Genomic DNA, 22,964 nt, shown 5'->3' with positions numbered 1-22,964 from the left:
TCGCCTCAGTTCGCGCCGTTCATATGAAACGGCCCAACCGGAGGTAGGCAAAATTAGCCGATCAGGGCAATCAGCTGCTGGCGCTGGGCATCGGTAAGCAAAGGCCCTCTGGCGGCTTCGGCGTTTTCCTTCATGTATTTCGGATTTCCCGTACCGGGAATCGCGCACGTTACTGCCGGGTGCGAGATCAGAAACTTCAGCGCCAGTTGCGCCCAGCTCCTGGCCTGAACTTCCCCCGCCCACCCCGGCAGCGGCGTGTTGCGCAAGCGGCCAAGCAGACCGCCGCCACCGAACGGCCGATTGCAGAGCACCGCCACCCCTCGCTCACGACACAGCGGCAGCAGCCGCGCCTCGACCGCGCGATCGTCCAGCGCGTAGTTGATCTGCAGAAAATCGAACGCCTCGGCCTTCAGCGCAGCTTCCACCTCAGCGTAGGCCGACGGGGTGTAGTGCGTCAGACCGACGTAGCGAATGCGCCCTTCTTCTTTCCACTGACGCAGCGTCGGCAGATGGGTTTTCCAGTCCAGCAGGTTGTGGATCTGCATGAGGTCGATGCGCTGGGTCCGCAACAGCCGGAACGACGCTTCCATCTGGGCAATGCCTTCGTCGCGTCCCCGGGTCCAGACCTTGGTCGCCAGAAACGCTGGCGATGACGGCTGATGGATCGCCAGCAACTCGCCGGTGGTTTCCTCGGCGCGGCCGTACATGGGTGAGCTGTCGATCACCGTGCCGCCGGCGTGGAACAGCTGATCCACCACGGCGGGCAGCAGTTTGTACGCATCGCTGCCGGGCTCGACATCGAACCCGCGATACGTGCCGAGGCCGATCATCGGCAACGCTTCGCCGCTGGATGGAATGTCTCGCGTGAGCATGTTCCGCTCTCCTGATTGAACGGGCGAAGGGCCGGGGTGTGGCGGTTCGGATGCTGTGGCGTGGACGCCTGCACTTGCATCACCGACCGCTGAGTCAAACACCAGCGCCGCCGACGCACCTGCCGCCAGGGTAAGCAATCGTCTGCGGGTGAGCAGGTGTGGGTCGGTCACGGGCATGTCTCCGGGTCGGGCTGACGTGAGCGCACAGTGAATGGTCGACCCTACGCAGGCGGCCTCGGTTCAAGTCCGCACGACCATCAGCGCAGATCGCGGGTTGGCGCTGGAACTCAGTCATTCCTCCTATCGGCCCGGAATGACGCAGAGCGCCTCGGGATGCATTCCCACGCAGAGCGTGGGAACGATCGGACATCAGCGCCTGGAATGGCCTCTTCCCGGCTGAAGCCGGTCCCACTAAACAGCAGCGCGTGCATCCCATGGCATCGGCGGCGCACTGTAGGCCCGGCTTTAGCCGGGAAGCTCTTGATCTGCGCAGCGCTTTTGATCTTCACAGTCTGCCTCCGGGCAGACGCTCTTAATCTCGGCAGATACTGCGACCATCTGCGCAGATCGCGGGAACGCTGGGCAGCCCCATGCGTCACAACTCCATCTTGAACACTGGAGGACACAAAATGAAAACCGTTATCACCCTGAACGAACTCGCCAACGCCGACCTGCGCCCCTACACCGAGATCTGGCTGACCTCACCGACCGCCGTTCGCGAACCCCATCACACCGATGACGAACTGTGCCTGTGGCGCGCCAACCAAGTGTTCTCCCACGACATGCTCAGCGAAGGCACCCATGGTCAGAACGTCATGCCGGTCTGGCTGGTGGTTGACGACATCGACGACTCTGAGCAGGTGCTTGAAGTCGAAACACAAGTGCGTGAACGCCTGCTGACCGCGGGGCTTGAAGGGGAGTTTTATCCAGCGGAGGTGGGCGAGCGGACTGACGGGGTCAAGTGATTTAACCGAGTGCGGAAGCGACGCGTAAGGCCGGCAAGCACCCGGCCAGCCTTTGCGTATCGCCGCGAGTTACCGCGATTTATGGCTTCAGCGCGTCATACGCTTCCAGCGCGTGCATCGAGTAGATATACGCGGCGCCGGCATTCAACGAGATCGCGGTAGCCAGGGCGGCGGCGACTTCTTCACGGGTCGCGCCCGCGGCGATGGCGGCCTGGGCATGGCTGGCCAGACAGCCGTCACAGCGCGAGTGACTCAACGCTTCACGCTGGCGGCGTGGCGCCCAGACGCTTCCACATCGGTTTTGTCAGCCGCTGGGTGTTCTTGTAACCGGCCCACGGATCCGCTTTCAGCTTGCGCAAACGCTGCTGCAGGTTGGCGATGGTCCACTGCGCCGAGGACTTCACCTCGGTCAGCTCGTCACGGCTGATCGGCACCGACACCGGCAACCCCGGCCGCGCCCTCGCCGAATAGGCCACGACCGTACTGGCACCCCGGCTGTTACGCAGGTAATCGATGAAAATCTTTCCGACGCGGTTCTTCGGCCCGGACGTGGCGGTGAATCGGTCCGGCAGCTCCCGCGACATGAATTGCGCCAGCGCCTTGGCGAAGGCTTTGACCGACTCCCAATCCGCCCGGCGCGCCAGCGGCACGACGATGTGCATGCCCTTGCCTCCACTGGTCTTGACGTACGCATCCAGGCCAAGCTCGTCGAGGGTCGACAACGTCAGTTGCGTGGCTTCGATCATGGTGCGCCAGGGCAACTGGTCGTCCGGGTCGAGATCGAGAACGAAGTGGTCCGGCAGCTCGATCTGGTCGTAGGTCGCGCCCCAGGTGTGCAGTTCGATGGTGCCCATCTGCGCCGCACCGACCAGCGCCTTGACGCTGTCGATCTCCATCAAACGCGCGTGTCCGGGGTCGAGCTTGGGCTCCAGTTGCTTGATGTTGGGGATCGCCATGCGCTCGGAATGTTTCTGGAAAAACTGCTCGCCCGCCACGCCTTCGGGGCAGCGCAACAGCGCCACGGGGCGATGGTCGAGGTGCGGCAAAATCCAGTCCGCCACTGATTCGTAATACTGCGCCAGCTCGATCTTGTGCAGGCCGCTCTCCGCGTCGATCACCCGTTCGGGATGGCTGACCATCACGCCGGCCACGTCGATGCGGTCCTTGCCTGCACGCTTGCTGGCCGGCTTTGGCTTCTCGGCTGAAGGATCGGCGCGGGTCGCGGATTTCTTGCTCGGCGCTTTGGCTTTGGCGGCGCTGGGTTTGAACGGTGCCTTGATGTCTTTCGGGGTCCTGGGGTATTCGTGGACCACTTCACTGGCCGGCTTGTCGCAGCGCAACGAGACAAACGCCGAGTGACGAATGATGCCGTCACGGGTCCATTCGCCGAACTCGACCTCCGCCACCAAGGTCGGCTTTATCCAGTGCACACCCCGGCCCTGGGCGCTGGTAACCTTCTTCGCCAGCGGCGAGGCGTCCTGTTCCAGCGGCTTCATCTGCTCAAGCACGTCGCCGAGCATCTGCTGATTGAACCCCGTGCCGACCCGACCGGCATACACCAGACCCGCGCCCTCCTCGTTCACCGCCAGCAGCAGCGCGCCAAAACCATTGCGCGCGCCCTGAGGTTTGGTGAAGCCGACGACGACGAACTCCTGGCGCAGCTTGCATTTGAGCTTGATCCAGTCGGCATTGCGTTTGGACTGGTACACGCTGCCGGCGCGCTTGCCGATGACGCCTTCGAGGGACATCAGGCTCGCGCTTTCAATGATGTCGCGATGGCCGGCAGAGAAGGCTTCGGAGAACCGCAGCAGGCCCTTTTTCTGTCGCCCCAGCACTTTCTTCAGCGCCGCGCGACGGTCTTCGACCGGCGTCTCCCGCAGGTCTTCACCGTTCAGGAACGGCACGTCAAACAGGTAATAAATGATGTCCATGCTGCGGTCGATGTCGAATGCGTTCTGCAGCGCCTGAAAGTCCGGCAACCCGGCGTCGTTGAGCACCACCACCTCGCCGTCCAGCCAGGTGTTGTCCAGTTTCAAATCGCCAACGGCTTTGGCCTGCAGCGGCAATCGATCGGTCCAGTCATTGCCGTTGCGGGTAAAGAACTTCACCTCACCATCGATGATGCGGGTCAGCATCCGGTAACCGTCGTACTTGATTTCGTAGAGCCATGTGCCTTCGGGCGGGGTGTCCATGAGCGTCGCCAACTGCGGCGAGAGCTTGGCCGGCACGCCGCTCTTTTTGGGCGAAGGCGTTTTGGCTTTTTTTTGCATTGGCTTTTTTGCGGGCGTCTTCGCGGCAGAGGTGTCGGCAGCGGGTTCAGATGCCGCCGATTTACGTTTGGCATTCTTGGCCGGCTTGCGTCCTTTGCCCACCGTTGCGCCACTGACCACGCTTTCCGGCTTGTCGACGACGATGTCGTATTCCTCGCCCGAGCGCACGGCATCGTCCTTTTCCTTGATCAACAGCCACTGCTCCTTGTCGCTGTTGCCCGGCAAGCGGGTCCGCACCAGCGCCCAGTCGCCGGTGAGCTTTTCGCCGATCAGGGTGAATTTGAGCTTGCCGGCCTTGTAGGTTTCCTGAGGGTCGCCGTGGGGCTGCCAAATGCCGCGGTCCCAGACGATCACGTCGCCTGCGCCGTATTCGCCCTCGGGAATGCTGCCCTCAAACGTGCCGTAGCCCAGCGGGTGGTCTTCGACGTGCACCGCCAGGCGTTTGTTCTTCGGGTCCAGGCTCGGCCCTTTCGGCACCGCCCAGCTTTTAAGTGTGCCATCCAGTTCAAGGCGAAAATCGTAATGCAGGTTGCGCGCGTCGTGCTTGTGAATGACGAAACTCAGCGCCTTGCCTTTCTTGCTTCGCGTCTTGCCCTCGCTTTCGGCCGGCTCGGACGTGACATCGAAGTTGCGCTTGCGGGTGTATTCACTCACAGGTTTTGTCATGACGATGAACCTCTGCGCATTGGAACGGTGCATCTTTTAACGCTACTACAGGACACGCGTTCAAGAGGCCTTGGTGGTCTTCTTACGGGGCGGAGCACGGCGCTTCGCCGGCGCATCGTCCTTGGACTCGGCTTTGCTTTTGCTCGCCGCTTTGGCTTTGGCAGGCGCCGCCTTCGCTGCAGTGCCGCGACCGCCCAGGCTGCGCTTGAGCAGTTCGGTCAGATCGATGACATCAGCCGACTTACGCTCAGTGTCGCCAGCATCGGTCTCGACGTTCTCGATCTTGCCTTCGCGGGCCTTGGTTTCCACCAGCGACATGATCTGGTCCTGAAAGGTGTCGCGGTATTCTTCGGCGTCCGGCGTCCACTCGGTGCTCATGTCCTTGATCAGCCGCTTGGCCATGTCCAGTTCGCTCTTGCTGAGCTTGACGTCGGTGGCTTCCTTGGGCAGCTCGAGGCTGTCGAGCCCGCGCACTTCCGAGGGCCAGCGCAGCAGCACGAGCACGATCGCCGACTCCAGCGGCATCACCGCCGCCAGGTGCTGACTGGTGCGGATCACCACATGGGCCAGCGCCACCTTGCCGGTATCGACCAGCGCCTGGCGCAACAACGCGTAGACCTTTTCGCCGCGCTTGTCGGGGGCGAGAAAGTACGGGGTGTCGATGTGCTGCAGCGGTATCTGGTCGCTGTCGACGAAACCGAAGATGTCGATGGTCTGGGTTGATTTGGGGTGCGCCGAGCGAATTTCGTCCTCGCTGATGACGACGTAACGCCCTTTCTCGTACTGCACGCCCTTGACGATGTTTTCCTTATTGATCTCCTTGCCGGAGACCTTGTTGATGCGCTTATAACCGACCGGGTCCATGCTGCGCTTGTCCAGCCAGTCGAAGTCGACACCCTGGCGGGACGTCGCCGACACCAGCGCCACAGGAATATGCACCAGCCCAAAACTGATCGCGCCTTTCCAGATTGCCCGAGGCATATTTTTTTATTTCCGATGGGGTGTGAGGGGGGTATGTGTAAGCAGTGACCGAAGCGCACGTGGAAAAGTTTCGGCCGAGCGACCGGAGCGTCGCTATCGTCGTGGGCTGCACGGCTTTGGTGCGGGTAAGGCGTCACTCCATAACGTGCACCGACCAACGCTGCGCCATTCCACCGCCACCCCTTCTTAACGCAACGAAAAAGCGTTAACCTCGCGCCACTCTTTTCTGCACGCCGTACCAGAATCGTTCTGCCGAGCCTGCAACCTCTCCAGGTATTCCCATGACGTCCATTTCTCCCGCGACCCACGGCGCCACCATGACCAAGGGCCTGGCGATGCTGTTCGCGTTCTGCTGCGGCGCGATCGTTGCCAACCTGTATTACGCCCAGCCCATCATTGGCTTGATCGCACCGGACATCGGCCTGTCCGGCACACTCGCCAGCTTCATCGTGTCGCTGACCCAGATCGGCTACGCCCTCGGCCTGTTCTTCCTCGTGCCGCTGGGCGACTTGCTGGAAAACCGTCGCCTGATGATCGTCACCACCGGCGTCGCCATGCTCAGTCTGCTCAGCGCCGCGTTCGCGCAGACGCCCAACCTGTTCCTGATCGCTTCGTTGCTGGTGGGCTTCAGTTCGGTGGCGGTACAGATTCTGGTGCCGCTGGCCGCCAACCTCGCGCCGGAAGAAACACGCGGGCGCGTGGTCGGCAGCATCATGGGCGGCCTGCTGCTGGGGATTCTGCTGGCCAGACCCGCTGCCAGCCTGATCGCCGACCATTTCGGCTGGCGCGCGGTGTTCGGCACGGCCGCCGTGGTGATGCTGCTGATCAGCGTGGTGCTGGCGACCACCATTCCGAAACATCAGCCTGCCCACAGCGCCACCTATGGCCAGTTGCTCAAATCGTTATGGACACTGCTGCGCAAACAGCCGGTCCTGCGCCAGCGCGCCTTTTATCAGGCGTGCATGTTCGCCACCTTCAGCCTGTTCTGGACCGCCGTGCCGCTGGAACTGGCGCGCAATCACGGCTTGTCGCAAAGCCAGATCGCCCTCTTCGCCCTGGTCGGGGCCATCGGCGCCATCGCCGCGCCCATCGCCGGCCGCCTGGCCGATGCCGGTCACACCCGCGTCGCCAGCCTGTGCGCCATGCTGTTCGCCGCACTGAGCTTTCTGCCCAGCCTGATCGAACCGGCATACGCCGTGATCGGCATGGCAGTCACCGGGGTCATCCTCGATTTCTGCGTGCAGATGAACATGGTCCTCGGCCAGCGCGCGGTCTACGCCCTCGACGCCAAAAGCCGCAGCCGGCTCAACGCGCTGTACATGACCAGCATCTTTATCGGCGGCGCGATTGGATCGGTGGTCGCCAGTGCGCTGTATGACCATGGTGGCTGGGTGTGGATTGTGATCGTGGGGAGTGTATTTCCGGTGTTGGCGTTATTAGGGTTTTTGAAGAACTCACGGCCATGAAGAATGGAACACAGCACCTCACGAATGCTGAGGCCATAGGGGTGAGGCGCTGATTGCCGCTCAAGAAAAAACCGCCGATGTCGGCGGTTTTCTTTTGAGGATTCAGTTCCTGAACCCAGCCATCGGGCCAGCTGGTTCAAGGTCTCTTCCAATTTCGATTGCTACGCGCAGAAAATGCAGCTGAGCTTGAGCATACTCCGCAGCACGCTTGTGCGCTTCGGCACTGAATTCCGTCATTTCCCGAATCTTGGCCTTGCGTTTTTTGATGTTCATAAGCACCTCCCTGCTGTGGTCTTGGGGGACATCCTAGAAACGATCGGCTGAAATAACAAGGCATCCAGCCGTATCGAACTCGAACCCCAGTGCCTGATAGTAGTTCACCACGCCTGGCTCGGGGCGTTCGATCTGGATGACTTTGCATCTCAGCAACTGCGCGTAAACCTTCACCGCCATCAACATCAATGGGGCAACCGACCCTTTCAGGGGATGAGTCCCGGTCGGTTGATCTTCCAGCAAGATAATCTTGATCCGCAAACGGCTCCGGCGCGGTGTTGCGTAACATAAACCGCAAAGCTCCTGAGCATGCCACAGGGCGAGGTCAAGACCTTTAGGATCTTTTAGCTTCCATTCCGGCACCGCCCGCCAAGGATAGGGGCAGCGTTCCCATTCATCGCTGATTTCCAGCGCCGCGGGGTCAATAGGCATAAATCTCACAGCGCCACTGTCTATGCCAAGCGATCGTACTTGCACTGACCTCTTGAGGGTTTGGTTAACCAGTTCGCGCGCTTTCGACTTGAGGACCTGATTGCGCAGATCAGTCCCCTTTCCCTGTCTCCTCATTGCCAGATTCACCACATAACAAAGCAGCGAATGATGACGGAGGTATCCGGTCCATCTGCGGTACATAGTTATAGCGACCAACTTCATGTCCAACGAACCAGAGAGCCAAAAAGCTCATGCCGCCCCCGCTTGGCCCCGCAGACCATTGGCTGGACACATGCATCCCCCCTGAATGAACCCAAGAAAAAACCGCCGATATCGGCGGTTTTCTATTGAAGCGTCAGCATCTGATCCCAGCCATGGGGCCGACTGGTTCAAGGTCTCTATCAACTTCGAGCGCTCCGCGCAGAAAGTGCATTTGCAAGGGGATTATTTCAGCCGCGCGCTTGCGCGCTTCGGCACGGAATTCAGCAATAGCCTGAAGTTTTTCTCTGCGTTTCCTTGTTTTCATAAGCACCTCCTTGCTCTCACGGGCGTATGCAGTGATTCGTAGACGTCAGGGCTTGCAACAGCCCTGGCCTCTTCAACGTCGACTTAGTTTTGCAGCTGACCTTCCAGCCAGTGCTTCAAGTCCGCCACTTCAGCCGTTGTAATCGTATGCCCCGCCCCGGCGTAGGAATGAAACTCCGGAACGATCAGCAGATTCTCCAGCACCGCCTTGGCATCGGTTGCGCCCGAGTAAGGCACGCGGGTGTCGGCCGAGCCGTGGCCGATGAACACTTTCAGCGATTTCAGGCGCTCATCGGGCTTCAGGCGTGAATGGAGGGACGCGAGAATCTTGCCGCTCAGCGGTGCGATGCCTTGTACCAGTTCCGGGTATTGCAGGCCGATCTGGTAGCTCATCATCGCGCCCTGGCTGAAGCCGACCAGGATCACTTTGTCGGGCTGGGTCTGGTATTTCTCGGTGGCCTGCTGGATGAAGGTCCGCAGCAAGTCGGTGCTTTTGTCGACATCGCTGGTCACGCCTTCGTATTCGGCTTGGTCGGTGTCCTGGGTGAACCACTTGTACCCGCCGCCGTCGACTTCCTGCGGCGCGCGCACGGAGAGGTAGGTGTAACCCGGGGAGAGATCGTTTTTGATGTCGAGCAGGTCGCGCTCGTCGCTGCCATAGCCGTGCAGGAAAATGATCAGGGGTTTGTCTCTGGATTCAGCGGGCGCCGCCGCCAGATACGGCAGCGCGAGATCCGTGAGCAGCGCGGGTTCTGCGTGGGCCATGCCGGTAAACACACACAGCAGCGCGGCGAAAAACTTCATCATGAGCGTGAGCCTTTTGCGAAAAACGTCGGGCTCATCATACGCAGCATGTCGCGAATGTCAGCCCGTCAATGATCGCGCAAAGCTGTCAGGTGGCTGTACGGAGTATGAATTTCTCAGGCGCAGGGTTCAGGAGTCCAGCGCCTCCAACCCCAGATGCTCACGCAGGGTCGAGCCTTCATACGCTGTGCGAAACAGCCCTTTGCGTTGCAGGTGTGGAATGACGCTTTCGACAAACTCGCTGAACGAGCCCGGCAGATATGCCGGGGAAATGACGAACCCGTCGCAGCCGCCCAGGGTGAACATCTCCGCCAGTTGATCGGCAATCTGTGCCCCCGTGCCGACCAGTTGCGGCACCCGTACGCTGCTGGCGAAAATCCGGCCCAGTTCCTCCAGCGTCGTGTCCGGCCCCTGCATCAGCAGCTTCTCCGCCGCAGCAGGCGGTATAGACGGCGAGCGTGCGATCTCTGCCAGTGTCGCCGACAGTGGAAACGGAGAGAGATCGACGTTCAGTTGCGACGCCAGGGTGACCAGACCCAGTTCCGGACGCGCCAATGCGTTGTGCTTGTCGCGCTTGGCCCGCGCCTCGGCTTCGCTGCCACCAATAAACGGCATCACCGCCGTCAGCACCTTGCAGCTGTCGGCGTGGCGGCCTTGCTCGACGACCTGTTCGCGCACGTCCTGGCGAAACGCGTGCATGGCCTTGAGGTGCGGGTGAATGGTGAAAATCGCTTCGGCCCAGCGCGCGCCGAACCGCCGTCCACGCCCCGACGAACCGGCCTGAATCAGCACTGGACGACCCTGGGGCGTGCGCGGAATGTTCAGCGGCCCTTCAACCTTGAACCACTCGCCGTGATGCTGCACCGACGTGATCTTCGACGGGTCGGCCAGCACGCCGCTTTCCCGGTCCAGCTTCAGCGCATCCGGCGCCCAGCTGCGCCACAACTTCAGCGCCACTTCGACGAACTCGTCAGCGCGGTCATAGCGCAGGTCGTGCTCAAGGTGCTTGTCCTTGCCGAACAGGCGCCCTTCGCTGTCATTCATCGACGTGACGATGTTCCAGGCAGCGCGGCCTTTGGACAGATGATCCAGCGTGGCGAACTCCCGAGCGATGTGCGCCGGCTCGTAGTACGTCGTCGAGCGGGTAGCGCCCAGGCCGAGCTTGCTCGTTTGCCCGACCAGGTAGGACAGAATCGGCAGCGGGTCCAGACGCGTCGCATCCTGCGCGCCATACCGCAGGGCCACGTCCCGCGAGCCGCCCATCTGGTCACCCACCGCCAGCCGGTCGGCGAAGAACAGAAAATCGAACAGGCCCTCCTCCACCACCCGCGCCGTGCGGGCGTAATACTCGGGATCCAGGTAATGGCCGACCGTTTCGGGATGGCGCCAGACCGCATGACTGTGAATAACCGGCCCGGTCAGCAGGAACGCCGACAGGTGAATGTGACGACTCATGATCGCGCTCCTGACTTATTGGGCGTGCGGGGTCCAGACAGCGATGTCGGACACCTTCAGCGCTTTGGGGATCATCCCGGCTTCAAAATAGAAGTCGGCGATGCGCTGCTGCTCGGCCAGCTCATCCACCTTGACCGGAACGATGTCGTAGCTGCGTCGGCTGTTGGCCAGCTCGACGGTCTCAGGCGGGATGTTGCCCCACAGCGGCGCCAGATTCGCCGCGGCTTCCTGGGGATGACCTTTCACCCACTGCCCGGCCTGATGCAAGGTTTCGAACACCACTTGCAGCACCTCGGGATGGGCCTTGGCGAAGCTCGTGTTGGCCACGTAAAAACGGTTGTAGTTGGCAATGCCGCCGGAGCCGTCGGTCAGCACGCGAACATGATGCTCACGCTGCTGGGTCGCCAGGAACGGGTCCCAGATCGCCCAGGCGTCGACGTTGCCGCTGGCAAACGCGGCGACACCGTCGGGCGCCTCCAGGTAAATCGGCTTGATGTCCTTGAGGGTCAGCCCGGCGCTCTTCAGGGCCGAAATCAACAGAAAATGACTGCCCGAGCCCTTCGACACCGCGACGGTTTTGCCCTTGAGGTCGGCAACGCTGCGAATCGGTGAGCTGTCCGGGACGATGATGGCCTGCGCTGTCGGGGAAGGATTCTCACGGGCGTAGTAGGTCAGCGGCGCATTCGCCGCTTGCGTGAACAAGGCAAACGCATCGGCGACATCGGCATGCAGGTCCACACTGCCGGCGTTCATTGCACTCAAGAGCCCGCTGCTGAATTCATGCCAGTTGACGGTGAAGCCCAGCGGCTTGAGCCGTTCCTCCAACTGGCCGTCGTTCTTGAGCAGAATCCACAGCGTGGACGAGCGCTGATAGCCGATGTTGATGACCTGCTCGGCGTGAGCGGTGAGGGTCGCCAGCATTAATGCGGCGGCCACGATGATCTTTCGCAGGGACATGAGGATCCTTGAACGGGCACAGGAGGAGCGCTCAGCGCAAAAACGAATGAGCACATCGAAACAGCTTCACTTTCATTATAAAAAACGACGTTGGTTATGAAAGAAACTTATAGATCTATGCATATGCCCGAAGCGCGACGGAACGGCTGAATACCCGCTGCGGTCTAGGGATAAGCACATCAGTCCGTCGCCGAACCAAGGAGCACCCGTGAACATTTTTGAAGCCCTGAGAGAGAGTCATGACCGGCAACGCGGCTATGCCGATGCCTTGATCCAAACCCATGGCGACAGCGAGGAGCGTGTCGAGGTCTACAAACAGCTGAAAGCTGAACTGCAGGCCCATGAAACCGCCGAAGAGCGCTTCTTCTATATTCCGTTGATGCAGTTCGACAACGGCGTCGACCTCAGCCGCCATGCCATTTCCGAGCACCATGAAATGGATGAGATGATGGAAGAGCTCGACGAAACCGAGATGTCCAGCCCGTCCTGGATGGCCACGGCCAAGAAGCTGTCGGAGAAGGTCCATCACCACCTGAAGGAAGAAGAGCAGAAGTTCTTCCAGTCAGCGGGCAAACTGCTGGACGACAAGCAGAAGCAATCGCTGGCCCGTGAGTATCACAAGGAATACGAGGAGCAATTGGCCAAAGCTTAAGCCGCTCTGAATGCTAAAAGCCCCGAATTTTCGGGGCTTTTTTTTGGTCGTTTTTCGCTGCCGCATTTTGTTGGCGATGCCGTCTTTCGGGTGAAGAGCGGTTGGGTGCGGGTCTGGTGGAGTGCGCAAGAAGTTGCGCACTTGATTGCGTGCTTTAGAGGCCCTACAGCTCTAGAAGCCACGTCGTTTTTGGCCTCCAGGCGACTGCGCAAGAAGTTGCACAGCACTGCGCAATTTCTTGCGCAAGCTGTATGGGTTCTCTGGTTTGGCGTTCGCTCAAACCTTCCGCATTCCTACTTAAATCATTGATTTTTATCGACTAAATCATAGCTGGCACAGCCCTTGATATCTCCGTGGCCCCCGGATTGGCATTCAGGCCTTTTCGGATGGTTTCTTGAGCACGGAGAGCATCGTTGGCAAACCCCGCAGTTACGTCCGGCAGTGACGCAAAAAACGAGCCTCAGGTGGCGATCGTTCCGCTTGATCTGATTCAGCTTGAGGACGTTGGCGCCGGTGCGGCGAACGTCGATGCCTGGCTGCAGGACATCAGCGGCGGGGTCGTTTCGCTTGAGCGGATCAAGAACGCTGCGGGATTTTTGCCCGTGGTGGGCAACGTCATGGCGCTGGTCGATGCGCTGAATGACATCGTTCGGCTGGCGACCAGTGACAAGCGCGACCCGCTGGACTGGGTGAGTTTGGGCATCAATCTGATCGGGATGATTCCCATCCCGCCGGGCATGGCGGCGGCGCGAATGACCCTGCGGCCGATGCTGTTTCTGGTGCGTCAGGAGATGCGTCAGGCGGGGAAATTGGTGCTTGGCGATTCACTGATCGAGGTGCTGATCGGGCACCTCAATGCGGACATCGTTGGGACGCTTGATGACTTTGTGACCCAGGCGCAGGGGAAGCTTCCGGGGATTCTTGAGGATGCCGGGAAACTTGGGGAAGGCGTGCTCCTTGAGATCGCTGCCGGTCTTGAACAGCTGGTTGACCCGAAGCTGAACGCCAAGGCTGATTTGCTTGAGGCCGAGCAGTTGGTTCAGGCCGCTGGGGATCAGTGGGCCTATGACCCAAAGGCTGCGATTGGCAATATTTTTGCGGCGGCTGCAGATGTTTGTGTTGCTGCGGGTAAGGGGGCGGTTAACGGGGCCGTCGAGCATCTGGTGCCTGACGCGGTTAAGGCGGAGGTGGTCAGACAGGCCGACTTGTTGCGCGCCATGGGGCCGGAGCTTCGCACTAGGATTACTGGTCTGGCGGATCCAGGGGTTCAGAACTCGATTGGAGCGTTGCTGCAGACACTGGCCGGCGCGGTTGTCAGTTGGCGCTCCCGCAACGGGCACGGGCAGTCGTTCAACATCAAGCCGGGGGTTGTTAATCAGGCCAGGCGCCAGGGCGGCGAAGGGAAGCTGGAGGCGGTTGGTTTCGAGAAGCCTGCGAAAGCCCGGCCTAACAAGCGGAAGAACTGTACGTGTCCGTGCCCTTGTGAATGTGCCTGTGGGTCGACGGCGAGGAGCATCAGCTTTGCGATGGGCTCGGAGTCGGTTAGCCATACCGATTTCAGTCTGCCGGGGCCGTTTCCGATTGAGTGGACGCGCACCTATTGTTCGAGTCTGGATGCGTTTGATGATGATGTTATCGGTGCGCGCTGGATCACGCCGTTTACTACACGTTTCGATCTCGTTGACGACGGTTTGGTCTTCCACGACGCCGATGGCCGCAGCCACGAATTCCCCCTTCCCAAGGTCAAACTGTTCCACTTCAACGCCATTGAAAATCTGACCGTCATTCGACTTAGCAAGGATCGGTTGGTGCTAATGCGTGGGCTTGAGCACAGGGAAACCTATGTTCGCCGGGGTGACCATTTTGTTCTGATCAACAAGGTTTTGCCGAATGGTGCCGGGGTGATGCTGCATTACGAGCATCGGCACGGTGGGGGGTTGGTGCTCTCCGAGCTGGTCACTTATCGGGAGAAGGACGCCCGTAAAGTCCACTTGCGCCTTGGCACTTTGATTGACGATCAGGGGCGGTTGACGGGGCTCTGGGAAATACGTGATGGCGACGTTAAACGCCAACTGTGCGCGTATCAGTACGACGATTTCGGTGACCTTGTTCTGGCTCAGGATGTGAACGGCGCTGCGTGGCGCTATCAGTATCAAAACCACCTGATCACCCGCTATACCGACCGCACCAATCGTGGTTTGAACCTGCAATGGCAAGGCACGGGCCCCGACGCGAAAGCCATCCGCGAATGGGCGGACGACGGCAGTTTTGATACGCGGCTGGCGTGGGACGAAAATATCCGCCTGACCTACGTGACCGATGCGCTCGGTCATGAAACCCGGCACTACTACGACAGCCTCGGTTGCACCTATCGCATTGGCCACGCGGACGGGCGTTCCGAGTGGTTCTTCCGCGACGCCGCGAAGAACATCATCCGCCACGTCCACACCGACGGCAGCACGGATCGGTATCGCTACGACAAGCTCAGTAACCTGACCGAGCACACTCGCGCTGATCACAGCGTGATCAATTACGCCTACGACGATAAAAGTCATCTGATCAAGATCAATGATGGCGAAGGTGGGCTGTGGAAACGGGAATACGACCTTTGCGGCAATCTCGTTGAGGCGATTGATCCGCTAGAGAACGTTACCGAGTACGCTTACAACACGTTCGGTCTTCCTACGGCGATCAAGGACGCCAACGGCAACAAGAAGGCGTTGGGCTACAACGACGCCGGACAACTCGTTAAGTACACCGACTGCTCGGGGAAGGTGAGTAGCTGGGAATACGACGATCGCGGCCAGATGGTTCGCTTCACCGACCCTGCTGGCCACAGCACCGCGTACGAATACAAAGCCGGTCAGTTGGTTCTGATAAAGCATCCGGACAAAACCGAAGAACGCTTTAGCCGCGACGCTGAAGGCCGTTTGCTGGCTCATTCTGATGGGCTTGAACGCTGCACGACGTGGCGCTACACCGCCGCCGGCTTCATCGCCGAACGCGTCGACGCAGCGGAGCAAACCCTGCGCTACCGCTGGGACAAGCTTGGCCGCCTCGTTGCGCTGGAAAACGAAAATGAACGCCGCGCCGACTTTCACTACGATCCAGTCGGGCGACTTTTGGAAGAGCGCGGCTTCGACGGTCGCTCGACTCGCTATCAGTACGACCCGGAAACCGGGCGCCTTGCCGAGACTATCAACGGCCAGCGCTCCATTGCGTTGACATTCGACCCGATGGGCCGCCTCACCGAACGCCGGGCCACGCTAGGAAAGCAATCCCAAAGCGAGACGTTTGCTTATGACGGCAACGGCCATCTGGTCATGGCGACCAACGCCATCAGCAAACTGCAATGGTTCCACGATCCCGCTGGAAACTTGCTGCGAGAGCACCAGCATTACTCGAACCTGGATAAACCACTGGTTGCCGTCTGGCAGCATGAGTACGACGCCCTTAATAATCGCGTCGCGACCATCCGCCCGGACGGACATCGCGTCAGTTGGCTGACCTACGGCAGCGGGCATCTGCTCGGCTTGAAGCTGGACGAGCACGAACTGCTCAGTTACGAACGCGATGATCTGCATCGCGAAGTTGCCCGCCATCAGGGCAACCAACTGCTGCAAACCCAAAGCTGGGATCCGGCAGGACGCCTTCAAGAACAGCTACTGGGCCGAGCAGACGACAAATCCACGCTCATCAAACGCACCTACACCTACGACGCTGCTGGCCAACTCACCGACATCAACGACAGCCGTCGAGGCCCGCTCTCATACCGCTACGACCCAGTCAGCCGCCTGCTCAGTGCCACGAGCCGCCTAGGCACAGAAACCTTCGCCTTCGACCCGGCCAGCAACCTGCTCGATGACAGCGCCGCACCCGCGCGCCGCCCACTAGACCCCGAGCCGGCTCAAAACAAACTCGTCGACAACCTGCTGCGCGACTACGCCGGCAACCACTACGAATACGACGAACGCGGCAACCAGACCGAGCGCTGGACCAACGGCCTGCGCAGCGAACTGCACTGGGACCTCTTTGATCGCCTTGTGCATTTTCGAGATCCGCGTCTGACTGTGGACTTCGGCTACGACCCCCTCGGACGCCGCCTCTACAAATTCTCGAAAGCGCAATACAGGCCACGTCCCGAAGCCGGCACAGGCTGGAACGAAAACGAACACGCCAGCAAAGAGCGCGAACTCGGCTGCGGCTTCACCCTGTACGGCTGGGACGGCGACAACATCGCCTGGGAAAGCAGCCCGCCACCCTACGCCGGCGCACTCGGCCGGACCGTCCACTACATCCACGAGCCCGGCACATTCGTCCCGGTGGCCCAAGCCATCCGCCACGAAACGATTCGTCTCGTCAGCCAACCGACCTACGAAGGCCGCTACAACTTCAAGGAAGACCCGCTCTGGACCTACAAACCGGTCGCGCTACCGATTGATGCGTTGGCGTGGTACCAGTGCGACCACCTCGGCACGCCCCAGGAAATAACCGACCAAAACGGCAACACCGCCTGGAGCGCCCAATACAAAGCGTGGGGTGAAGCACAAGAACAGCGCTCGGACTTAGCCCAGCAAGTCGGCCTGACCAATCCCATCCGCTTCCAAGGCCAATACCACGACCACGAAACCGGCCTGCACTACAACCGGCATCGGTACTATGATCCAGGAGTTGGCCGCTTCATCAGCAAGGATCCGATTGGTTATGAGGGTGGCATTAATGTTTATCAATACGCGCCGAACTCCTCAGGCTGGACAGATCCGTTGGGGTTGGCTGCCCATCGTGGTCGGATCCAGGCTCAAGGTGCGAAACTCGAGGAGTCGGTCGCCTGGAACCAGGACAAGCCCCTGACCGTGAATGAGGCCAAGCAAAAGCTATGTGAGCTTAAGGGTAAACTTAATAAGAGAGATCTCGCCGCTCGTGAGGACGCTTTCAAAAAGGCAACTAAGTACATTGATAATGCGGCCAAAGGTGGTGGAGCAAATTCCTATATCAACCGTACGTTTATGGTGAAGGACACCAAACATGAGCGGGTCGACATTGAGGTTATAACCGGTAAGGCTTTCGTGGAGTAAACATATGTTCAACAGCTACCTAGATAACGCGCAATCCTACATTGGCCTGGAACGGCATTTATATGAGTTATTTTATTCGGAGGCGCAGGAGCACGGACTGGACGCTGGCAAATTTAAAGTGCCGTACTGCAATACGAAATTTTCGGATGGGACGCCGTGTCAAGACGGCAACCCAATATTCTCTACAAAAAATGAAAGCAATGGTCAAATTCTAAGAATAGTGCTTGATGAGGATATCGATACGTTGGTGTCGTATCATGACAAAGAAATGAACCGTGAACTCGTTCTAGTAGGAAAAGTGGCTTTACTGGATGAAATCAAAAAAGAAATGTGTAAATGGATTAGATCTCAATAACCAAACTTGCATATAGACGTCGCAGTGATGGAATGGAACTGATCTGGAGAGTTAAAGGGAACTCCCCCTTTGACTCCCAGAGGAATTTAGTATGCGGATGTAGCTGATCATGGGCGATAGTGCATGAAAGATTTTTATCCTTGATAGCGAATCATCAAACCTACGCCGATGTCTACGGAGATCGAATAATCAAACACAAAGCAACATAGATAAAAAACATCAACTTCAAACCGCCTAAATATAAAACAGTCAAACAGATAAACTATTTAACCAGCAGCCACTCAATAGATCGCATGTAAATATTATGGTTATACACCGGAATTTGATTAGCGTTAACAACAGTTATTCCGTGTCTGGCTTGTCTGAGAGGAATATCAGAAAGCAACATGAAAACCTATAGAATTCTATGCTACACGTCAGAATTCAGTGAATTCAAACATCATGCTAATGACCCCATAGCGGAGCTGTCTGCAAATGAGCAAGATCAATTTGCCTTAATTATGGCCGTCAGTTTGGATGGTGGGATTGGATTTAACAGAACGCCTTACGGTGACGCAGCGATCGACGCCCTCGTCTCAAAATGCTTTTGGGTTGAGCACCACAAGATGACCATCAAGCCACCTGTTCATAAGCGTTCAGGACACATGCCTTGCCTAATGTTCAGAGCTAAGAATGACGGTTTTAAGAAACTGCTTGAGGACCATGAAAAGTACGACAGGAATCTTAGAAAACATCAGGTCCTCATCAGGCACAGACATGCCGAAAGTCCCAACCCCACTATACTCTCAAGTATTTTGCAGAGCACTCACCTCCGGATCCGGGGCAAGGAGCTATATGACGCCCTGCAAGACACTTGTCACTATGTGACGGTACCAGACGGAACCGGAGAGCACGGCAATGGCGCATTTATCGTATTCTCACGCAACCTTGACTTCTTCTTTAAAGAGTTTGATGCCGCGGTTGAAGGCTATGCGGAGATTGATTTTGTCGATAGCCCACGGAAATTAATTCATTGGTAGCAAAATAACAGTCGATGGTTCGCATTTCGAGCGTTAGCGCTCAAATATGTGGGGATGGCCCTTTAACCAGATTGGTCCCTCTGGTGAGGCGTGCTTGCCGACGTGCGCAACAAGTTGCGCAGAGGTGTGCAACTTATTGCGCATATGAGGACTAAAAGGGACGGCCCCCTTTAATGCTTTTAACCTGAGGTTAAACGGCTTAGCCCATCGACATCCAAAAATTTTATATGCAAGGCAAACAAGATCACATCGGCCGAAGAATTTGTAACCCTACGCGCTAGCCGTCTCAAGGCTGAATACGACAGGTCTGCCATGGAGGACGCGCCTCTTGCTGTATGGCGTGAAGTGATCAAGAGATATCCCGACTACGTGCAATGGGTAATACACAACAAAACAATTCCACTTGTGATCCTGGAAGAGTTATGCGAGTCCCATCCTGAAAGCAGGTATTTCATAGCAAGTAAGCGAAAACTGTCGCTGGAGTTGTTCGCGTTCCTTTCGCAAGATCCTGATCCTATGGTGAGAAGTGGAATAGCTCTGAACAAAAAGACTCCTTTGGAAGTCCTTGTAAACCTGTTAAGTGATGAGAATGAAGACGTGGCTGACGCTGCAAGGAGGCAATACGAAACCAGGAAATCAGTCTGACGGGGACAGTCCTTTTAGACTGATGCAATCAACCATTCCACACTAACTGACCATTGCCCCCCTCCAAACGCAAAAAGCCCCGAATCATCGGGGCTTTTCCATCACGCCAATTAGTTGATCACCAGAATCAAGGATCAACCTGCGCCATCAACTCCGCTACTGGCTCTGCTCGCTTCGCATACCGCTGCGCCACCACCGCACACACCATCAGTTGAATCTGGTGAAACAACATCAGCGGCAAGATCAACAGCCCAATCGTGCTCCCCGCAAACAGCACTTGCGCCATCGGCACGCCGGTCGCCAGACTTTTCTTGGAGCCGCAGAACAGGATGGTGATGCGGTCTTCCTGATTGAAGCCGAACAACTTGGACAGCAAGGTCGCAGCCACGAGCACCAGCGTCAGCAGCAGGCAGCACACCAACACCAGCCCCGCCAGATCCCAGACCGGCGTCTTCTGCCAGATGCCTTCGTTCACGGCTTCGCTAAACGCCCCGTAGACCACCAGAAGGATCGAGCCCTGATCGACGAATTTCAGCCAGTTCTTGTTGCGTCCGACCCAAGCGCCGATCCAGCGCCGCATGATCTGGCCGGCAATGAACGGCAGCAGCAACTGCACGCTGATCTTGACGATCGCATCGAGGGTCGAGCCGCCTTCGCCGTGGACGTTCAGCAACAGCGTGACCAGCAGCGGGGTCAGGAATATCCCGAACAGGCTGGAGGCCGCCGCGCTGCAGATCGCCGCCGGAATATTGCCGCGCGCCAGTGAGGTGAAAGCGATCGCCGACTGCACCGTCGCCGGCAGCGCGCACAGGTACAGAATGCCCATGTACAAGTCTTTGCCGATCAGGGGCGACAGCACGGGTTTGAGTGCCAGGCCGAGCAAGGGGAACAGGACGAATGTCAGCCCGAACACCAGCAAGTGCAGGCGCCAGTGCCCCGCGCCGGCGATGATTGATTCGCGGGACAGTTTGGCGCCGTGAAGAAAGAACAACAGCGCGATGGCGATGTTGGTCAGCCAGCCGAAGCCGACGGCCACCTGCCCGGTGGCCGGCAGGAAGCTGGCGATGATCACCACGGTGATCAGCATGAGGGTGAAATTGTCAGGGAGAAAACGGGGGCGGGTCATCTGCGTCATCCGAAGGTGCCAGGAACATGCCCGTCACTTTAGCGCGCAATGTACCTGCCGACTAACGCCAATATGTCGATCAATAGCGGCTAACGGACACTCCAGACGGTCTGGACCTACCGATGACCCATTCCCGGCTAAAGCCGGTCCCACTAGAAGCAGCGGGAGCCGCTTGCGAGACATTGCGTCGACAAGCGGACCAACCACACCCCGGGTAATGTCAGGCCAGACCGCCCTGAATCACGCGCATCACGGTCACTCGACGCTGACCGGGATTGTCTGCAATGAGCCGGGACAACGCGGCCTGCCACTTCACGATGTCTTTCTCTTTCGAGAGCATCATCAGTTGTTCCCAACCCATCGGTCCACGGGGGCCAGCCTGCGCAGCGGCTTTCTCGGGACTGTCTTCGCGTTTCAAAAGGTTTGCTGCAATTTCCGAGAGAGTACTCATGGCCGGCTCCGGGCATGCGCGTCGTAGGGCATGCCGATTCAAAACTAAAGGTAATTTCAGGAGTGCCTTCGCGCCAATTTTCTGTGATCGAGGCCGCCTGTAACAGGGCTGTAGCAAAGTTCAGACCAACAGAAGCATGGCCATCCATTACTCGTTTGCCCCATCAAAGCGGTCTGGGAAAGACCGGTTAATCACCCTCAATTTCCCCGTCGCTGACAACCCTGTCGCACAGGGCTGCTGACCACCCCAATTCTTAAAAGGTGTAACGCCAGCGTGTCACCTGAGTACAAATTTTTGTCGAATTTGTTACAGATTTGAGAAATCTTGATACATTTTCGATGAAATCGCTGGACCATCGTCCCAACCCTGTGCCAGTTTTTCCTCGCTTCATGCACCAAGCGAGTGATTGGATGACCTCGCACCTGAGGTCATTCGGTCGTTTTTTTTCACGCAGACAAGGATATGTCTGAATGTCGAAACTTAAACTCAATGCCCTCAGCGTCACGCCACAGGGCCCAAGCGCTGCATACAACCAGATCAACACGTTCAGCCACCAGTACGACCGAGGCGGTAGCCCGATCAATGGAAAACCGTCGTACACGGTGGACCAGGCAGCCGACTACATCTTGCGCGACCATGCCGCATGGGCAGACTCAAACAGGAGCGGCACCATCGAGTTGACCTACACCTTCCTGACCAGCCGACCCGCCGATTTCGATCGCACCCTGGGCACGTTCAGCGCCTTTTCGGCACTGCAACAATCCCAGGCCAAGCTTTCGATGCAGTCGTGGGCCGATGTAGCGAAAGTCACCTTCACCCAAGCCAACTCCGGCGGTGACGGGCACATGACGTTCGGCAACTACAGCGGTGACAACGGCGGCGCGGCGTTTGCCTATCTCCCGGATAGCGGTTCGTATGCAGGTCAGTCCTGGTACATGATCAACAGCAGCTACCAGGTCAACGCCAACCCTGGCACCAACAATTACGGGCGCCAGACCCTCACCCACGAAATCGGCCATACCCTGGGCCTGTCGCACCCCGGCGATTACAACGCCGGCAACGGCAACCCGACCTATGCCGATGCCACCTACGCCCAGGACACTCGCGGCTACAGCGTGATGAGCTACTGGAGCGAAACCAACACCGGCCAGAACGCCAAAGGGGCCTACGCTTCGGCACCCCTGCTCGACGATATTACCGCCGTACAAAAGCTGTACGGTGCCAATCTCGCGACACGCGCCGCAGACACCACCTACGGGTTCAACTCCACGGCAGATCGTGACTACTACTCGGCGACGTCTTCGTCGTCCAAGTTGGTGTTCGCGGTGTGGGATGGCGGTGGCAAGGACACCCTGGACTTCTCCGGCTACACCAACAACCAGAAAATCAACCTCAACGAGGCTTCGTTTTCGGATGTCGGCGGCCTGGTGGGCAACGTGTCCATTGCCAAAGGTGTGGTCATCGAGAACGCCATTGGCGGCTCGGGCAATGACCTGATCATTGGCAATGGCGCAGCCAACGAACTCCGTGGCGGTGCCGGCAACGACATCATCTTCGGTGGCGGCGGTGCCGATAAACTGTGGGGCGGTACGGGGGCGGATACGTTTGTATTCGCGGCCAGCAGCGACTCACGGCCGTCGGCCCCGGACCAGATCATGGACTTTGTCAGCGGTCAGGACAAAATCGATCTGTCGGCCATGCCGGAGTTTGCGACAAGCCACATTCCGCTGACGTTCGTCAGTGCGTTCAGCGGCACGGCAGGTCAGGCCGTGTTGTCCCAGATCAGCACCGGCAGCACCTTGTCGATTGACTTCACGGGTGACCGTGCGGCCGATTTCCTGGTTAACACCGTAGGCCAGGCCGCCACGACAGACATCGTGGTTTAAGCCTGAGGGGGCGGCGTGCAAACGCCGTCCCTGCCTGATCCGGAGCAGATCAATGAACTGGAAGACCGCGGCGTGTCTGTTCACGACGC

At 58.6% G+C, this 22,964-nt stretch carries 19 protein-coding genes and 1 pseudogene; 8 read left to right on the top strand and 12 right to left on the bottom strand.

The features are described 5' to 3' along the window. Positions 1-53: 53 nt before the first annotated feature. The gene (locus AC07VF_RS17045; protein WP_495008943.1) at positions 54-1,049 is read right to left on the bottom strand and encodes an aldo/keto reductase; all 996 of its coding nucleotides are present in this window, start codon (positions 1,047-1,049) and stop codon (positions 54-56) included. A 452-nt stretch (positions 1,050-1,501) separates the two neighbouring features. Between AC07VF_RS17045 and AC07VF_RS17040 the strand changes: the two genes are divergently transcribed. Further along, the gene (locus AC07VF_RS17040) at positions 1,502-1,837 is read left to right on the top strand and encodes a hypothetical protein (RefSeq protein ID WP_192174754.1); all 336 of its coding nucleotides are present in this window, start codon (positions 1,502-1,504) and stop codon (positions 1,835-1,837) included. A gap of 79 nt (positions 1,838-1,916) precedes the next feature. On the opposite strand, the pseudogene AC07VF_RS17035 reads toward AC07VF_RS17040, so the two are convergent. From AC07VF_RS17035 to ku, 3 genes and pseudogenes are all read right to left on the bottom strand, one after another. Continuing rightward, a pseudogene (locus tag AC07VF_RS17035) lies at positions 1,917-2,084 on the bottom strand (carboxymuconolactone decarboxylase family protein); the annotation flags it as partial. Between the two features lie 13 nt (positions 2,085-2,097). Then, entirely contained in the window at positions 2,098-4,773 is a 2,676-nt protein-coding gene (gene ligD / locus AC07VF_RS17030) for a DNA ligase D (protein ID WP_495008942.1), read from the bottom strand. 60 nt (positions 4,774-4,833) lie between these two features. Beyond that, the gene (ku, locus tag AC07VF_RS17025) at positions 4,834-5,754 is read right to left on the bottom strand and encodes a non-homologous end joining protein Ku (RefSeq protein WP_495008941.1); all 921 of its coding nucleotides are present in this window, start codon (positions 5,752-5,754) and stop codon (positions 4,834-4,836) included. Between the two features lie 281 nt (positions 5,755-6,035). Between ku and AC07VF_RS17020 the strand changes: the two genes are divergently transcribed. Beyond that, a complete protein-coding gene (locus AC07VF_RS17020) occupies positions 6,036-7,220 on the top strand; it encodes an MFS transporter (protein WP_495008940.1) in 1,185 nt (394 codons plus the stop codon). A 102-nt stretch (positions 7,221-7,322) separates the two neighbouring features. Here AC07VF_RS17020 and AC07VF_RS17015 read toward each other — a convergent pair whose 3' ends face one another. The 6 genes from AC07VF_RS17015 to AC07VF_RS16990 form a co-directional block, all read right to left on the bottom strand. Continuing rightward, positions 7,323-7,493, bottom strand: coding sequence for a hypothetical protein (locus AC07VF_RS17015; protein ID WP_423574207.1), 171 nt, complete (start codon positions 7,491-7,493; stop codon positions 7,323-7,325). A 33-nt stretch (positions 7,494-7,526) separates the two neighbouring features. Then, positions 7,527-7,925 carry an N-acetyltransferase gene (locus tag AC07VF_RS17010; RefSeq protein WP_495008939.1) on the bottom strand — a complete coding sequence of 133 codons (399 nt, stop codon included), beginning with the start codon at positions 7,923-7,925 and terminating at the stop codon, positions 7,527-7,529. Positions 7,926-8,280: 355 nt separating this feature from the next. Beyond that, a complete protein-coding gene (locus AC07VF_RS17005; protein ID WP_495008938.1) occupies positions 8,281-8,451 on the bottom strand; it encodes a hypothetical protein in 171 nt (56 codons plus the stop codon). A gap of 83 nt (positions 8,452-8,534) precedes the next feature. Next, entirely contained in the window at positions 8,535-9,257 is a 723-nt protein-coding gene (locus AC07VF_RS17000) for an alpha/beta hydrolase (protein ID WP_495008937.1), read from the bottom strand. Positions 9,258-9,383: 126 nt separating this feature from the next. Beyond that, positions 9,384-10,709 (bottom strand): LLM class flavin-dependent oxidoreductase, encoded by a 1,326-nt coding sequence (locus tag AC07VF_RS16995; RefSeq protein WP_495008936.1) that lies wholly within the window; start codon positions 10,707-10,709, stop codon positions 9,384-9,386. Positions 10,710-10,724: 15 nt separating this feature from the next. Further along, positions 10,725-11,666, bottom strand: coding sequence for an aliphatic sulfonate ABC transporter substrate-binding protein (locus AC07VF_RS16990; protein WP_495008935.1), 942 nt, complete (start codon positions 11,664-11,666; stop codon positions 10,725-10,727). 208 nt (positions 11,667-11,874) lie between these two features. On the opposite strand from AC07VF_RS16990, the gene AC07VF_RS16985 reads away from it, so the two are divergent. From AC07VF_RS16985 to AC07VF_RS16965, 5 genes are all read left to right on the top strand, one after another. Continuing rightward, positions 11,875-12,318, top strand: coding sequence for a hemerythrin domain-containing protein (locus AC07VF_RS16985; protein ID WP_192174772.1), 444 nt, complete (start codon positions 11,875-11,877; stop codon positions 12,316-12,318). 464 nt (positions 12,319-12,782) lie between these two features. After that, positions 12,783-17,393, top strand: a complete 4,611-nt coding sequence (locus tag AC07VF_RS16980; RefSeq protein WP_495008934.1) for an RHS repeat-associated core domain-containing protein — start codon at positions 12,783-12,785, stop codon at positions 17,391-17,393. Between the two features lie 4 nt (positions 17,394-17,397). Continuing rightward, on the top strand, positions 17,398-17,748 hold the full coding sequence (locus AC07VF_RS16975; RefSeq protein WP_495008933.1) for a hypothetical protein: 351 nt from the start codon (positions 17,398-17,400) through the stop codon (positions 17,746-17,748). Between the two features lie 386 nt (positions 17,749-18,134). Then, positions 18,135-18,767 carry a hypothetical protein gene (locus tag AC07VF_RS16970; protein ID WP_463583082.1) on the top strand — a complete coding sequence of 211 codons (633 nt, stop codon included), beginning with the start codon at positions 18,135-18,137 and terminating at the stop codon, positions 18,765-18,767. Positions 18,768-19,079: 312 nt separating this feature from the next. Then, positions 19,080-19,412: a hypothetical protein gene (locus AC07VF_RS16965; protein WP_495008932.1), complete on the top strand. Its 333-nt coding sequence runs from the start codon at positions 19,080-19,082 to the stop codon at positions 19,410-19,412. 127 nt (positions 19,413-19,539) lie between these two features. Here the strand turns inward: AC07VF_RS16965 and AC07VF_RS16960 are convergent, their stop codons facing one another. Together AC07VF_RS16960 and AC07VF_RS16955 are read right to left on the bottom strand one after the other, a co-directional pair. Next, positions 19,540-20,538: a bile acid:sodium symporter family protein gene (locus tag AC07VF_RS16960; RefSeq protein WP_423574192.1), complete on the bottom strand. Its 999-nt coding sequence runs from the start codon at positions 20,536-20,538 to the stop codon at positions 19,540-19,542. 220 nt (positions 20,539-20,758) lie between these two features. Next, positions 20,759-20,989, bottom strand: coding sequence for a hypothetical protein (locus tag AC07VF_RS16955; RefSeq protein ID WP_192174776.1), 231 nt, complete (start codon positions 20,987-20,989; stop codon positions 20,759-20,761). Between the two features lie 470 nt (positions 20,990-21,459). Here AC07VF_RS16955 and AC07VF_RS16950 point away from each other — a divergent pair, with 470 nt between their 5' ends. Beyond that, on the top strand, positions 21,460-22,875 hold the full coding sequence (locus AC07VF_RS16950; protein ID WP_495008931.1) for a serralysin family metalloprotease: 1,416 nt from the start codon (positions 21,460-21,462) through the stop codon (positions 22,873-22,875). Positions 22,876-22,964 lie beyond the last annotated feature (89 nt).

This window comes from Pseudomonas sp. GW821-FHT02H06 (assembly GCF_059421525.1).
This window is presented reverse-complemented; position numbering and strand designations above follow the sequence as displayed.